Annotated in this window: 12 protein-coding genes; 7 read left to right on the top strand and 5 right to left on the bottom strand. The window is 66.8% G+C overall.

Going from position 1 to position 13,902, the window contains the following annotated elements; all coding sequences use genetic code 11:
* Positions 1–228: 228 nt before the first annotated feature.
* A complete protein-coding gene (locus PEM_RS14680; RefSeq protein ID WP_111128261.1) occupies positions 229–3,255 on the top strand; it encodes an autotransporter outer membrane beta-barrel domain-containing protein in 3,027 nt (1,008 codons plus the stop codon).
* A gap of 96 nt (positions 3,256–3,351) precedes the next feature.
* On the opposite strand, the gene PEM_RS14675 is transcribed toward PEM_RS14680, so the two are convergent.
* Both PEM_RS14675 and PEM_RS14670 read right to left on the bottom strand, forming a co-directional pair.
* Positions 3,352–3,690 carry a hypothetical protein gene (locus PEM_RS14675; protein ID WP_111128263.1) on the bottom strand — a complete coding sequence of 113 codons (339 nt, stop codon included), beginning with the start codon at positions 3,688–3,690 and terminating at the stop codon, positions 3,352–3,354.
* A gap of 54 nt (positions 3,691–3,744) precedes the next feature.
* Positions 3,745–4,191 carry a hypothetical protein gene (locus tag PEM_RS14670; protein ID WP_111128265.1) on the bottom strand — a complete coding sequence of 149 codons (447 nt, stop codon included), beginning with the start codon at positions 4,189–4,191 and terminating at the stop codon, positions 3,745–3,747.
* 415 nt (positions 4,192–4,606) lie between these two features.
* Between PEM_RS14670 and PEM_RS14665 the strand changes: the two genes are divergently transcribed.
* The 3 genes from PEM_RS14665 to PEM_RS14655 are packed head-to-tail and all read left to right on the top strand — an operon-like array spanning position 4,607 to position 6,466.
* Complete coding sequence (locus PEM_RS14665) at positions 4,607–5,650, top strand: S41 family peptidase (RefSeq protein ID WP_069139187.1); 1,044 nt, start codon at positions 4,607–4,609, stop codon at positions 5,648–5,650.
* On the top strand, positions 5,647–5,982 hold the full coding sequence (locus tag PEM_RS14660) for a hypothetical protein (RefSeq protein WP_005419311.1): 336 nt from the start codon (positions 5,647–5,649) through the stop codon (positions 5,980–5,982). The genes PEM_RS14665 and PEM_RS14660 overlap by 4 nt, the downstream gene beginning before the upstream one ends.
* A 49-nt stretch (positions 5,983–6,031) precedes the next feature.
* Positions 6,032–6,466, top strand: a complete 435-nt coding sequence (locus tag PEM_RS14655) for an SseB family protein (RefSeq protein ID WP_072167163.1) — start codon at positions 6,032–6,034, stop codon at positions 6,464–6,466.
* 48 nt (positions 6,467–6,514) lie between these two features.
* Here PEM_RS14655 and PEM_RS14650 read toward each other — a convergent pair whose 3' ends face one another.
* From PEM_RS14650 to PEM_RS20330, 3 genes are all read right to left on the bottom strand, one after another.
* Entirely contained in the window at positions 6,515–7,735 is a 1,221-nt protein-coding gene (locus PEM_RS14650) for a multifunctional CCA addition/repair protein (protein WP_111128266.1), read from the bottom strand.
* A gap of 198 nt (positions 7,736–7,933) precedes the next feature.
* Entirely contained in the window at positions 7,934–9,919 is a 1,986-nt protein-coding gene (locus tag PEM_RS14645; RefSeq protein WP_111128268.1) for a transglycosylase SLT domain-containing protein, read from the bottom strand.
* Positions 9,920–9,937: 18 nt separating this feature from the next.
* Entirely contained in the window at positions 9,938–10,159 is a 222-nt protein-coding gene (locus tag PEM_RS20330; protein WP_181453486.1) for a hypothetical protein, read from the bottom strand.
* Here PEM_RS20330 and PEM_RS14640 point away from each other — a divergent pair.
* The 3 genes from PEM_RS14640 (at position 10,071) to PEM_RS14630 (ending at position 13,867) form a co-directional block, all read left to right on the top strand.
* Positions 10,071–10,478: a biopolymer transporter ExbD gene (locus tag PEM_RS14640; protein WP_111128269.1), complete on the top strand. Its 408-nt coding sequence runs from the start codon at positions 10,071–10,073 to the stop codon at positions 10,476–10,478. The genes PEM_RS20330 and PEM_RS14640 overlap by 89 nt on opposite strands.
* A 90-nt stretch (positions 10,479–10,568) precedes the next feature.
* Complete coding sequence (locus PEM_RS14635) at positions 10,569–10,736, top strand: hypothetical protein (protein WP_005419301.1); 168 nt, start codon at positions 10,569–10,571, stop codon at positions 10,734–10,736.
* 269 nt (positions 10,737–11,005) lie between these two features.
* Positions 11,006–13,867 (top strand): TonB-dependent receptor, encoded by a 2,862-nt coding sequence (locus tag PEM_RS14630; protein WP_119706119.1) that lies wholly within the window; start codon positions 11,006–11,008, stop codon positions 13,865–13,867.
* The last annotated feature ends 35 nt before the right edge of the window (positions 13,868–13,902 follow it).

Below are 13,902 nucleotides of genomic sequence, written 5' to 3'. Positions count from 1 at the left end.
GGGCCCTGACCCGATCCGCCAACGGCATCCACGCATGTGCGGCTCCCAACGCCCAGAAAAAATGAACGATTTCAGCCACATCACATTGGCGTGAGGGCCCGGCGATTTCACATCCGAAATGTGATTTCCCGCACGCAAGTTCACCTATCGAAACGGTTCAGATCACGGCAGACTGCACACGCAGCAGCGTGCATTTGCAGTTCCTGATTCCCTGTCCAGGAGGACTGTATGACCCGTGCCGTTCCGCGCGCTTTCCGTCCGCGCCGCCTCACCGTTTCCGTGCTGCAGGCCCTGGCTGTCCCGTCCGTCATGCTGCTGAGTGCCAGCGTCGCCTGGGCCGGCTGTAGCAGCGCCGACCCCGTCGCCGGCCAGACGGTCACCTGCGATGCCAATGCGCCGAATCCGCAGACCGTTCCCGTCGCTGCCACTGGCGCGGCCGGTATCACCGTCAATGTCGCCAGCACGGCACAACTGCAACAGAGCGGTGGTGGCAGTGCGATTTCGCTGGTCGGGGCTGGCGGGCACCTGCTGTCCAACCTCGGCACGATCAGTTCGGTGGGTGGCGTGGCGGTCCAGCTTGGTGGTGGCAGCCGCGTCGAAAACGCCGGCAGCATCAGCACCGGCAACAACACGGCCCTGCAGTTCGTTGGCGCCGGCGACAGCGTGCTGGTCAACAGCGGTACGATCAGCGGGCGCACGGGTGTGCAGTTCGGTGCGGGCGACGACCGCCTGGAGATGCAGGCAGGCAGCATCTCCGGTGGCGTCCAGCAGGGCGATGGCAATGATGTGTTGCTGTTGAGCGATGGCACGATCGACAGCGTCGACCAGGGCAACGGCGATGACCAGATGACCGTCACCGGCGGCACCGTCACCGGCCTGGTAGCGCAGGGCAGTGGCCGCGATGATTTCGTCATGAGTGGCGGCACGGTCGGCGCGCTGCAGCAGGGCGACAACATCGATACCTTCCGCATGAGCGGTGGCCGCATCATCGGCGCGTTCGAGGATGGCGACCAGGCGTGGATGACCGGTGGCCGCATCGGCCGCGTCAACATGAAGCTGGACAAGAACCTGTGGGACCAGTCCGGCGGCACCGTGGATGGCAATGTGGTGACCGGTTTCGACACCGATACCATCATCATCTCGGGTACCGCCTACATCGGCGGCAACATAAGCGTCAGCGGCGGCAACGACAGCGTGACCATTACCGACGGCACCGTGCGCGGGCAGGTACTGCTCAGTACCGGCGATGACACCTTCAACTGGAATGGCGGCGGCATCGTCTACGGCGCGATCGACATGGGCCCGGACAACGACGTGGCCAACCTCAGCAACCTCAACCAGGGCAACCTCGGTGCGGTGCCGCTGTTCGACGGCGGCAGTGGCATCGACCAGCTCAACCTCAGCAACGTCAAGACCACGGGCGTGGGCCGCTTCCAGAACTGGGAGACGATCAGCCTGACCAACAGCACCGAGCTGAGCTTCGATGGCGACCTGGTGCTGGGCGACAGCGCAACCGGCACCGGCACGCTCACCGTGGATGACACCAGTACCGTGTATGCGGGCAGTGGCGGCCATGCCATCCGTCCGTTCAACAGTGGCGCACTGGTGGAGATGGTCAATGCCGGGCGCATCGACCTGACCGGTACCGGCGCGGGCGACGTGTTCACCGTGCGTGGCAACTACCGCGGAGACGGTGGTGGCCTGTACCTGCGTACCGTGCTGGGCTCGGACAACTCCACCAGCGACCGTCTGGTGATCGACGGCGGTACTGCCACCGGGACCACCGGCATCGGCGTGCTCAATGCCGGCGGCAGCGGCGCCGCCACGCTGGCCGATGGCATCCTGGTGGTGCAGGCCTTGAATGGCGCCCGCACTGCGCCGGGCGCGTTCTCGCTGTTCGCACCGGTTGCGGCCGGTGCCTACGAGTACTTCCTGTTCAAGGGCGGTGTCAGTGCCGGTACCGCCGAGAACTGGTACCTGCGTTCGACGCTGGTGACCGGGCCGACGCCGGCACCCAACGGTGGCGGCAGCGCGACACCGCCACCGCTGACGCCTCCAGTGGCACCACCGCCGCCGATCACCCCGGCACCGCCGCCGCCGCCCGAAGGCGCCACCGATCCGGATCTGACCGCGGGCGAGACCGCGCCGCCACCGCCGCCACCGGAACCGGCGCCGGTGGCGCCGCCCAGCGATCCGGCCGTGCCGGACGTGCCGGTGGCCGGCGGTGCGCTGCCCGGAACCGGTGCCCCGCCGACGCCGGGTGCACGCCCCGCCGAGGGCGCAGTGGTGCCGCTGTACCGCGTGGAGACTGCCACCTATGCCGTGGTGCCGCCGCTGCTGCGCGAGACCTCGCTGGCCAGCCTGGGTACCTTCCACGAGCGCCAGGGCGAGCAGCGCCTGCTGTACAACCAGGGCGCATTCCGCACCGCCTGGGGCCGGTTGGTGGGGCAGAGCAGCGAGATCCACTGGAAGGGGGATGCGCAGCCCGGCTTCGATGGCGATGTGATGGGCCTGCAGGCCGGCCTCGACGTGTGGGCTGCGGCGTCTGACAACCACCGCAACCAGATCGGCGTATTCGTTGGCCGCACCCGCGCGCAGGGCAAGACCACCGGCCTGGCACTGGGCTGGGAGAACGTGCAGGTGGGCCAGAACCGCCTGGACGACAAGCACGTGGGCTTGTACTGGACCTTCACCGACAGCAGCGGTGGCTACATCGACGCCGTGGCGATGCAGAGCCGTTACGACGGCCGCGTGCGTTCCTCGCGCGGGCTTGGCTTCGGCTTGAGCGGTGATGGCACCAGCGTGTCGGTGGAGGCCGGCAAGCCGCTGCTGCGGTTTGGGCAGTCGGCGTGGTGGTTGGAGCCACAGGTACAGGTGATCTGGCAGCGCACCTCGCTGGACGACCGCCGCGATGAGGTATCGAGCGTGCGCTTCGACAACGACAACGCCTGGACCGGCCGCATCGGCCTGCGTCTGGCCGGCGACTACCAGCTGGCCGACAACGGCTGGCAGCCGTATTTCAAGCTGAATTACTGGCATGGTCGTTCCGGCGAGGACCGCATCCGCTTCGACGACGACACGATCATCAATTCGCAGCGCTCACGCGCGCTCGAAGCCGGTGTCGGCGTGGTAGGGCGCTTCAACCGCACCATCAGCGCGTACGCGGTGGCCGACTACACGCGCGAGCTGGGCGGTGACCGCAATGAGAAGCGCCGCATCATCGAAGGCAACATCGGCCTGCGCGCGGACTGGTAGCGCCGGGCCATGCCCGGCGGCATGACCCGCTCTGGTAGGTGTCGACCTTGGTCGACACGCTCTGAAATATCGTTCGCTTTGGGCGATCGGGAATTGCTATGAATTTATGAATCCGTAGATGAGATTACCTTTCTCGAAATGGACATGAAGAATGGCTTCGCTGGGCTCGCCGTCCTCGAGGAGGTAGCACTCAACTGCACTGTCACCATCTCCACGGTCATATGTGGTCATCAGCGGTATCAAGTCGTCTGCTGCGCCGTACGTAGGTAGAGGGATGGAAATGGCGGCACCTTCTAGGAAGTACACCGGCAGAAGCTCGTAGATTTCCAGAATCATGACTGAGGTCAGGCCAAAGTCCTCCTCCAGTGTGCTGCTATCCCGATCTGATATCGCCTGCACGAATTTCCGAAGTAATTCATATCTCTTGTCGTCCATGGCTTGATCTGATGGCTTTCTCATGGGTCGATTTTTCCAGCAGGGTTGCAACATCTAGCAGCATTCGTTGGCTCGTATCGGCAGCAGCTCGGGCGCAACCAACGCCCCGGCATGATCGGCCAACACCACCACTGCATGCAGCAGGCCTTCCTCCACCTGCGGCGGACACTGTGCCGCCGCGTCCTCCATCTCGCGCGCCGATTGTGCGGCCAGCAACACACCGCCGCAGGCGGACAATGCGGCAAGACAGCGCGTCGCCTCGGCCAGTTCCCGACCGCGTGCCTCGCTGAGTTGCCGCTCGCGCCACGCCTGGCCGTCGGCTCCGTGGCTGTGTGCGATGCCGCGCAACCGGGCGAAGAACGCCGACGGCGGCGCCTGTTCGTTGGCTTCGGCGAGTGCATCTTCCAACGCTTCGGCTGCCGTAGTGGACAGCTGCAGGTCGGGCAATGCAGCACCGAGCAGTGCCTGCAGGCGTGGATAGGTGGGGTAGGGCGTGTTCATGGCAGCAACCTCACAAGGCAAGGCCACCTGCGGGATGCAAGGTGGCGGGCGGTGCGGGTTGGCGTGCCGGTGAAGCTCTTCACGAGGAATGACGCCGGCGGATCCGGGGATCCCCACGCACCGCCCGCCGCAGAACGACGGACGGTGCATTGTTCGGGCCGGCAACGACGTTGCAAGCCCGCTCGTGAAAAGCTTCATTCAGGACGCCAATCCCGGTCAGCGCAGGAAGCGCCGACGGGGGCCACCTTGGCGCGTTGTGCGCCGCGATGACATGGGCAAAGTTGCAATGTGGTGACTGCACGCAAGCCGCCTTGCTGCAACCAGCGACCGGGCCGGATACGACAGTTCGCGCGTGGCGCAAGCGATCATGCCCCGGTTATGCTGCGGTCCTGACTCAACGACAAGGAAGCGTCGCATGCAGGTTCGCAAGGGAGTGCGTCGCATCGGCGCGCTGATGTTCGTGTTGCTGGCGACCGGCGCCATGGCCGATACGCCAAGCACGGTCGAGGTGCCCTCGCCGGAGGCCTTGGCCGAGATCCTCAGCCTGCTTGAACGCCAGGCGCTGTATCGCGATCGGGTGGACTGGCCCGCCATCCGCATCCGTCTGCAATCGGCGCAGGGCGACCCCGCGCAACGGCTGGCCGTTCTGCGCGAAGCCATTGCGCTCAGCACCGGCCACCATGGTGCATGGACCACGACCCAGCGCCAGCGTGAATCCCTTGCGCGCGCGCAGCAGGCAGGTGCCGCCGCCGTGGACCGGGCCAAGGCCGTCGATGCGGTGGATGCGCGCATCGGCTGGGTGGTCATCGAGGGCTATGCCCCTATGCCCGGCGCGACGCCGCAGGAGAAATTCCGCCAGGACATCCAGCGTGCCGCGCGGTGGCAGCAGGTCATCCGTAGCAAGGACGACGGCATGCGCTGTGGCTGGATCGTCGACCTGCGTGACAACAGCGGTGGCAACATGTGGCCGATGCTGCTGGGCATGGCACCGTTGCTGCGCACCTCGGTGGTGAACAACGAAGATGTGGGAGCGTTCGAAGCCGCACAGGGGCCGGAGCGCTGGACGTTGACCGCGACCGCTGTACAGCGTGCAGGCAAGTCGGTGCTGGACTTCGGCCAGTCCGGCTATGTGCTGCGGCAGCCCGGCGCGCCGGTGGCGGTGCTGTTCGGGCCGCGCACCGGCAGTTCGGGCGAGGCCTCGGTGCTGGCGTGGCGTGGTCGTCCGCAGACGCGGAGTTTCGGTCAGCCTACTGCGGGTGTCTCCACTGGCAATGTCGTGCACACGCTTGCCGATGGCAGTCGCCTGCTGCTGACCACCAGCGTGATGCGGGACCGCAATGATCGTGGTGATGGCTTGAAGATCGAGCCCGACCAGCGCGTGGAGGGTGACGCGGCCACCGTCGCCGCCGCCCAGGCCTGGCTGCTGGCGCAGCCCGCCTGCCAGGGCACCCGGTCATGATCCTGATCGGCCAACAGGAACGGGTGCTGATCGTCGGCCCCACCGAAGCGCACCACTGCCTGCGCTGCCAGACGGAAACCGAGTTCGCTCCGCAACTGCGCTACAAGATGGCGCGCATCGACCTGCTGTTCGGGTTCACCTACCAGCGCCGCTACGAACTGGCTTGCACCCGGTGCGAGCACGGCTGGGTGCTCGATACCGAGACCATGGACCAGCAGCTGGGCGGGGTACCGATCCCGTGGTGGCACCGCTTCGGCCTGCCGCTGATGCTGGTGGGGGTGGCCGGGTTGGCCGCGCTGGGCTGGCTGTGGCGGCATGGATTCCTCGGTTGAGGACCGGGCCTGTTAAAGTCTGCCCTGCAACCACGTACCGGAACCGACCATGGACCACGACACCCCGTTCGAACCCCTCAACGACCTCGAGGTGCGCCTGCTGCAGGCCCAGGACGGTACGCTGACCGCAGCGCAGTTCCTCGACGGCCTGCTGACCTCGACGGCGTTCGTGCTGCTGGACAAGGCCATCGGCGAAGATGGCGCCTGGGACGAGAGCATCTCGCCGCTGGTGCTGACCAGCGAGAGCGGTGAGCCGATGTTCGCGGTGTTCACTGCCCCCGAGCGCGCGGGCCTGTGGCACGAGCAGCTGCCGCAGTTCGCGCATGCCATGCCGATCGCGGTGCACGCGCTGCTGGCCGGCATCGGCGAGGGCGTCGGCCTGGTGCTGAACCCGGGCCTGGACGTGGGCATGGAGATGATTCCCGATGCCGTGGCCCAGCTGAAGCAGCGTGCGGCGGCGATTACCCGTGGGATGGCGCATTGAAGCCAGAGATATAGGGGTGCCGGCCAGCGGCCGGCACTACCAGGTGCTTCAGCGGGCGGCGGCAATCGCCTTCACCCGCGCCTTGGCCAGCGCTTCACCGATGGCCGGGCCCTTCAGATGGGTGGTATCCAGATCCCGCGCCTGCACTGACAACGCCGCCTGGTGCAGTCGCTTGAGCGTTTCGCCCTGCGGGTAGTCGGCGTCCTCGAAGCCGAGACGGCCACGCTTGTCGGCTTCGCAGCACAGTGCGATGCGCGCCACGCGCTCCGGCCGGCGCAGCGCATCACAGCGGCCCAGCAGTTCCAGCACGGTGGCATCGCGCAGTTCGTCGATGCGGTGCACGTTCAAGTGCTCGCGACACACCGCTTCAGCCAGCTGCTGGTGCTCGGCGGGAATCTTCAACCGCGCACACAGTGCCTTCAGCGGCTTGATGCCGCGCTGCTCGTGCATGATGTGGCGCGGCCATTCCTCCGGCGGGGTCAGGCCCTTGCCGAGATCGTGGGTGAGCGCGGCGAAGCCGACCAGGTCATCACCCGGCGCCAGCTTCGCCGCCATGTCGCTGACCATTTCCTGGTGGATGCCGGTATCGACCTCGGGGTGGAACTCGGCACGTTGCGGCACGCCGTACAGCGCTTCCAGCTCGGGCAGGATCGGGCCCAGGGCATGCGCATCGTGCAGCGTGCGCAGGAAGGCGGAGGGCCGCTCACTGACCAGCGCCTTGCGCAGTTCCTGCCAGACGCGCTCCGGCACCAGCGCGTCCAGCTCGCCACTGGCGGCGACCTCGCGCATCAGCGCCATGGTCTCTTCGGCGACGGTAAAGCCCAGCGGTGCGAAGCGCGCCATGAAACGGGCCGCGCGCAGCACGCGCAATGGATCTTCGACGAACGCAGGACCGACATGGCGCAGCACGCGTTGCTCGATATCGCGCACACCGCCGTAGGGATCGACCAGCGTGCCGGTGTCTTCGTCGCAGGCAATCGCGTTGATGGTGAAGTCGCGGCGCTGCAGGTCTTCTTCCAGCGTTACGGCCGGATCAGCATCCACCACGAAGCCGCGATAGCCGCGGCCGGATTTGCGCTCGGTGCGCGCCAGTGCGTATTCCTCACCCGTGTTCGGGTGCAGGAACACCGGGAAGTCACGGCCAACCGCAGTGTAGCCCTGCGCTTCCATCTGCGCGGGCGTGGCGCCAACCACCACCCAGTCATGGTCGCCGGCAGGGCGCTGCAGCAGGCGGTCGCGCACGGCGCCGCCGACAAGATAGATCTTCATGGGGGAATGATCGCACGGTAGGCGCAGATGTTCCGGTAGTGCCGGCCGCTGGCCGGCAGCTTCGGAATGGCTGCGGTTGCCGGCCAGCGGCCGGCACTACCAATACAGAGGCATCACGGCAGGCCGCGCCAGCCCGAAGCAGCACCCAGGCGGTGCATATTCCGATCGAGGCCAGCCGCCGGCACGACCGCTGTGCGATCAATCGCCGCCCTGCTCGGCGTTGGCGGCGCAGCTGAAGTTCTTGCGCTTGTCGACCAGGCGGCCCATCAGGCGGTCGCTCAGCGGCAGGGCATCACCATTGAGGCGCCAGTCGTAGATCACGCTGAAGGCCAGAACGCGGGCAACGTACTCGCGGGTTTCCTTGTAGCTGATGGTCTCGATCCACAGGTCCGGATCGAAGCCCGGGCGCTGGCCCTGCCAGCGTGCGGTCGGGGTCGGGCCGGCGTTGTAGGCGGCGATGGTCACGTACGGCAGACCGTCGTACTTGTTCATCAGCTGGCGCAGGTAGGCGGTGCCGATGGCAATGTTGGTGTCCGGGTCGTACAGGCTGTCGGCGCCGCCGTAGCCGGTCAGCCCGATCGACTTGGCCACGCTGGCACCGGTGGCCGGCAGCACCTGCATCAGGCCCATGGCATTGGCAGGCGAGCGCGCACGCGGAGTGAAGGTACTCTCGGCGCGGATCTCCGCGGCCACCCAGGCCGGGTCGATCGCGTTGCGTGCCGATTCGCGGCGGATGGTGGCGTCGTGATGCAGCGGGAAGCGCAGGTCGTACAGGCGCTGTTCCTGCGGCTGCTTGCCGAGCGCGAACACGGCGCGGTCGAACCAGCCATTGTCCTGCGCCACGCGCACGGCGAGGCGGCGCTGGGTGTCATCGAAGCGCGACAGCGCGCTGTTCCATTCGGCCACGGCCCAGCCAGCGCGGTCGATCTGGTACAGCGCCATCGCGCGCTGGATGGCCGGGTCGCGCGCGATCACCGCCTGTGCCTGTGCGCTGTCGTTCGGCTTCCACGGGCACAGGGTGTAGCCCTGCTGCAGCTTGTCGGCGGCCAGGAAACCGTGGAAGGTCGGTGCGCGTGCGGCTTCGCGGAACAGCGGCTGCGCCTGCTGGGCCTGGCCGGTTTTTTCCAGCATGCGGCCTTCGAAGTAGCGCCAGCGCGGGTCGCTGCGCTGCTTGCTGCCCATCTTGCGGATCGCGGCCAGCGCTGCCGGCCAGTCGCGGCGCGACATCGCTTCGCGCACGCGCCATTCGTGCAGGCGCTCGTCGTAGGCCGATTCGGGTACCGCGTTGAGGCGGCGTGCCGAATCGGGCAGGTAGGAGGCCACCGTCCACAGCGCGATCTGGTACAGCACCTGGCCCTGCTGGTCGGCACTCAGGCCGAGCGCCTGGGCGTACTGCGGCAGCTGCTGCTCGGTGGCGCCGGGGTCGGCCTTGGCCAGCTTGGCCAGGCCATCGGTGGCGATGCGCCGGCTGCGCTCGTTGCGCGGCCAGTTCAACGCGCTGGCATTGGGCTTGTCGACAAAGGCTGCGTAATTGTTCGCCAGCGCCAGGTCGGCGGCGGGCAGGCCGCGTGCGGCGCTGCGCATCACCGCCGGTTGCTGGGCATCGGCGGCGGCATCGATGCGTTCCCAGCGCAGGGCGTCGCTCAGGCCACCCTGTGCCTGCAGCACGGCAAAAACGGCATCACAGCCGTCCGGCAGCGACTTGCCGTTCTTGCGCCACAGATCCTGCGCTTCACTGATCCACTGCGGATCGACCTTGCCCGTCACCTGGCGCGCGGTCAGCTGCGCACAGCGCAGGCCGGTGTTGTCGGTGGGCGCCCAGTTGGCCAGCAGGGTCGGCCAGTCCTGGCGGCGTGCGAGCGAGGGCAGCCACACGCTGCGGAAGGTGCTGGCCACGGCCTGGCCGTCGTAGCGCTTGAGGAAGGCCTGGGCCTGCGCGGTATCGACGGTGTCGATGTTGCGGCGCAGGTTGGCGTACTCCAGCCAGCCATAGGCCGGATGGCGGCTGAGCGCAGCGGCCTGGCCAGGATCGTATTGGCCGCGTTCGGCGGCTGCGATCGCGGCTTTCAGCTGCGCGTTCTGGGCATCGAGGGACTGGGCATTGGCGCAGCCGATCAGCAGCGTGGTGGCCAAGGGCAGCAGGGACAGGGCGGTCGAAGTGCGTCGGGTCATGGCGACCAGCATAGCGGGCGATGGCTGAATTCAGTTTCGCATTTCGTGCACGCCCGGCGTCGGCAACGACAGCTGAATGAATCCGTAGAAGCCCCTGCCGCAGCGGGTGACGGTCGTCGTAACGTCGGCCTTGGGCGAACGGCCCGGCTGCAGGGAGCGGCACATGGCGTTCAGTTGCGCAGGAAGAAGCGGCCCGCTGGCGGACATCAACGTCACGCCACTGGTGGATGTGATGCTGGTGCTCTTGATCATCTTCATCGTGACCGCGCCGATCGTGGCCCGGCCGATTGCCGTGCAGTTGCCACAGGACACCGATCGCGTGGTCGATCGCCCCGAACCGCCCCCGCCGATCGAGCTGCGCTTGGATGCCTCGAACCAGCTGAGCTGGGATGGCCAGCCGATGGCCATCGGCGATCTGCAGGCGCGCCTGCAGGCACAGGCCGGTGAACATGCTGGCAGCCTGCCGGAGCTGCGCATCGCCACCGATCCGTCGGCCGAGTACGAAGGCATGGCGCGGATCCTGGCCGCCGCCGAGGCCACCGGCATGGAGCGCATCGCCTTCGTGCGTTGAGTCCGGCAACGGGCGGTCTGCCATCGGCGGGCCGCGCTTCCTGCCGGGGAACGTGGCATGCGATACGGGACACTGCGCGCCACTTCCTTGATGGCCACTCCCAATCTGGCACCGCTGGTGCAGGCGCAGCAGATGCCGCAGCAGCATCGCTCCCCGGTGCATCTGGCGACCGCCGACGACACCGACTATGAAGATATGGCGCGCGTGCTGCTGGCTGTCAGCCAGCATGGGCTGCGCGTCGACGCGCCCGGTCACTAGCGCCGGCATCGACAAGGCCCCTTGATGAGCTTTGGCGGATCTCGGCGCGCGCTGTCGCCACCGGCATCACAGCGAAGGGCGTTGAACAGCACCGTCCGGTTCTAAACGGCCCCCATTTGACGCAAATGGCCGTCAATTGCGTCAATTCCGCGTGAAAGAGTGTCGATCGTCACGCCGTGATTTTTACCGCTTGTTTACAAAGGAGACGCTGCCGCCATGCAGGGGGGCGCGGCAGTCCATGTCCCGACATTCCTTTGGAGAGAGAGCGAATGAATCACCTGCACCACCGCCCGTTGGCGGTTGCCGTCACGCTGTGCGTGATGGCCCTGGCCCCGTTGGGTGCCGCTGCACAATCCACCACCAACCTGGACGCGGTGGAAGTGACCGGTACCCGCATCAAGCGCGCTGAAGTCGAGGGCCAGGTCCCGATCCAGACCCTGACCCGTGGCGACATCGAACGCACCGGCCTGACCTCGATCGGCGAAGTGCTGCAGCAGCTCACCGGTTCCGGCTCTGCGCTCAACGCCAAGTTCAACTCGTCCGGCAACTTCGGTTTCCCGCCCGATGGCAGTGGCGTGGGTGCCGGCTCGGCGCAGGTCGATCTGCGCCACCTCGGTGCCAAGCGCGTGCTGGTGCTGGTTGACGGCATCCGCTGGGTCAACGAGTCGTCCGCATCGGGCGTCGGTGCGGCCACCGACCTCAACACCATTCCGCTGGCCATCGTCGAACGCATCGAGGTGCTGGAAGACGGCGCGTCGTCGCTGTACGGCTCCGATGCCATCGCCGGCGTGGTCAACATCATCACCCGCCGCGACTTCGATGGCGGGCAGGTGACCCTGAACTATGGTGAGTACAGCAAGGGCGACGGCACCCAGAAGGGCGTGGACCTGGCGTGGGGCAAGAGCGGTGATCGCTTCAGCCTGTTCCTGGGCGCCAGCTGGACCAAGCAGGACCCGGTATTCGCCAAGGATCGCGAGCAGTCGCGCTTCCCGATTCCGGGCACCGGCCTGGCCTTCGGCAGCGGCGGCATTCCACAGGGCCGCTTCGCCTTCGTCGACCCCAACACCGGTGCAGAGCAGGACATCGTGCCCAACAGTGGCGTGCCCAACCCGCGCTACGACGGCAGCGCCGGCTGCAACCGCAGCGATGACTACCACTGCTTCACCAGCGCCGACCGCTTCAACTTCGCCGAATACAACATGGTGCTCACGCCGTCCGAGCGCAAGGGCCTGTTCGGCCAGTTCCGCTTTGACATCACCGACAACGTGCAGTGGTACATCAAGGCACTGGGCAACCGCCGCGAGTCGACCAACCAGGCCGGCCCCGAGCCGCTGTTCTTCGGCCCCGATGGCGCCACCGGCAATCCGTTGGCCGACAACATCGTGGTCTCGCGCCTGAATCCGTACAACCCGTTCGGCTTCGATCTCGTCTCCGGCGACAACATGAGCCTGATCGGCCGCCGCCCGGTGGAAGGCGGTGCGCGCGTGTTCAAGCAGGAAGTCAACACCACCTACGTGGCCACCGGCCTGGTCGGCAACTTCCAGGCCGCCGACCGCAGCTGGTACTGGGACGTCAACGGCATGTACAGCAAGAACAAGGCCGAACAGACCAACTACGGCAGCTACAACATCTACAACGTCAACATGGCCCTGGGTGACCCGGCGGTGTGCGCGGCAACCCCGGGCTGCGTGCCGTTGAACATCTTCGGTGGCGTCGGTTCGATCACCCCGGACATGCTGAAGTGGATCCAGCCGGTGGTGCGCGACCGCAGCCAGAACGAGCTGAGCCTGTTCACCGCCAACCTGTCCGGCGACCTGTTTACCCTGCCGGCGGGTCCGGTATCGTTCGCCAGCGGTTACGAGTACCGCAAGTACAAGGGCTGGTACCAGCCGGATCCGCTGACCGTGATCGGCCACTACAACGGCGTACCGTCGCAGCCGACCTCCGGTTCCTACGACGTCAACGAGGCCTACCTGGAGCTGAGCGTTCCGATCTTCGCCGACTCGCCGCTGGGCAAGAAGCTGGACCTGAGCCTGGCCGGCCGCTATTCGGACTACTCCACCTTCGGTGGCGAGTTCACGCCCAAGTACGGCCTGCGCTGGCAGGTGACCGATGACTTCGTGCTGCGTACCACGTACGCCGAGGGTTTCCGCGCACCGTCCATCGGCGAACTGTACGGCTCGGCCGCACGTGCCGACCTGCAGCTGTTCGATCCATGCTCGGTGGGCCTGGGCGGTACGCCGCCACGTGGCAGTGCCGCCAATTGTGCCGCGCTGGGCGTGCCGGCCGGCTTCCAGCAGGCCAACTCGCAGATCTCGGTGACCACCGGCGGCAATCGTGATCTGGAACCGGAGCGTTCGCGCAGCTTCAGCACTGGCTTCGTGTGGAGCCCGTGGTTCGGCAACAACGCGTCGTGGTCGGAGCGCTTCGATGTGGAGGTGACCTTCTACCGCCACGCCATCGATGGTGCGATCCAGGCCATCAACGCGCAGACCCAGCTGGACCTGTGCGTGGACACGCTCGACCCGGTGTACTGCGATGGCATCACCCGCGCCAGCACGGGTGCGGTGAGCAGCTTCAACAACCGCCTGACCAATCTGGGCTCGATCAAGACCGACGGCTGGGACGTGGACCTGTTCTGGACGTTGCCGCAGACCTCCTTCGGCCAGTTCAAGCTGGCCTGGAAGAACACGTTCGTCGGTCGTTACGAAGCCACCGGCGCGGCCGGGCAGAAGCAGCCGCAGAAGCCGGGCGTGGAAGTGGCCGACAGCTCCATCCCGGAGTGGACCAGCAACGCCAGCATCGCCTGGACAATGGACCGCTGGAGTGCGAACTGGACGGTGCGGCACATCTCCGAGCTGACCGAGAACTGCGGCGATGCCGTGGCATTCCCGGTGTGCAGCAACCAGGCCGACGGCACCAACACGCTCTCGGCCACCACCTTCCACGACATGCAGGTGGGCTACAAGATCGACTGGATGAAGGGGCTGCAGCTGACCGCGGGCCTGAACAATGTGTTCGACAAGGATCCGCCGATCTGCCTGTCGTGCTCGTTGAACGGGTATGACGCCTCGACCTACGACATCCCGCGTGGCCGTTACTGGTACCTGCGCGCGGACCTGCGGTTCTGATGTGAGGGGGGCAGCGCCGGTCAGTTCCGGCGCTG

This window comes from Stenotrophomonas sp. Pemsol, from assembly GCF_003586545.1.
Taxonomy (GTDB): domain Bacteria; phylum Pseudomonadota; class Gammaproteobacteria; order Xanthomonadales; family Xanthomonadaceae; genus Stenotrophomonas; species Stenotrophomonas sepilia.
Note: the sequence above shows the minus strand (reverse complement) of the source record. Positions and strands in the feature narration are given on the sequence as shown.

Excerpts from the sequence above, each read along its gene's own strand:
- PEM_RS20330 (WP_181453486.1), bottom strand. The coding sequence starts at position 10,159 with ATGATCAAGAGCACCAGCATCACATCCACCAGTGGCGTGACGTTGATG.
- PEM_RS14650 (WP_111128266.1), bottom strand. The coding sequence starts at position 7,735 with ATGAAGATCTATCTTGTCGGCGGCGCCGTGCGCGACCGCCTGCTGCAG.
- PEM_RS14670 (WP_111128265.1), bottom strand. The coding sequence starts at position 4,191 with ATGAACACGCCCTACCCCACCTATCCACGCCTGCAGGCACTGCTCGGT.
- PEM_RS14660 (WP_005419311.1), top strand. The coding sequence starts at position 5,647 with ATGATCCTGATCGGCCAACAGGAACGGGTGCTGATCGTCGGCCCCACC.
- PEM_RS14665 (WP_069139187.1), top strand. The coding sequence starts at position 4,607 with ATGCAGGTTCGCAAGGGAGTGCGTCGCATCGGCGCGCTGATGTTCGTG.
- PEM_RS14640 (WP_111128269.1), top strand. The coding sequence starts at position 10,071 with ATGGCGTTCAGTTGCGCAGGAAGAAGCGGCCCGCTGGCGGACATCAAC.
- PEM_RS14675 (WP_111128263.1), bottom strand. The coding sequence starts at position 3,690 with ATGGACGACAAGAGATATGAATTACTTCGGAAATTCGTGCAGGCGATA.
- PEM_RS14680 (WP_111128261.1), top strand. The coding sequence starts at position 229 with ATGACCCGTGCCGTTCCGCGCGCTTTCCGTCCGCGCCGCCTCACCGTT.
- PEM_RS14655 (WP_072167163.1), top strand. The coding sequence starts at position 6,032 with ATGGACCACGACACCCCGTTCGAACCCCTCAACGACCTCGAGGTGCGC.
- PEM_RS14630 (WP_119706119.1), top strand. The coding sequence starts at position 11,006 with ATGAATCACCTGCACCACCGCCCGTTGGCGGTTGCCGTCACGCTGTGC.
- PEM_RS14645 (WP_111128268.1), bottom strand. The coding sequence starts at position 9,919 with ATGCTGGTCGCCATGACCCGACGCACTTCGACCGCCCTGTCCCTGCTG.
- PEM_RS14635 (WP_005419301.1), top strand. The coding sequence starts at position 10,569 with ATGGCCACTCCCAATCTGGCACCGCTGGTGCAGGCGCAGCAGATGCCG.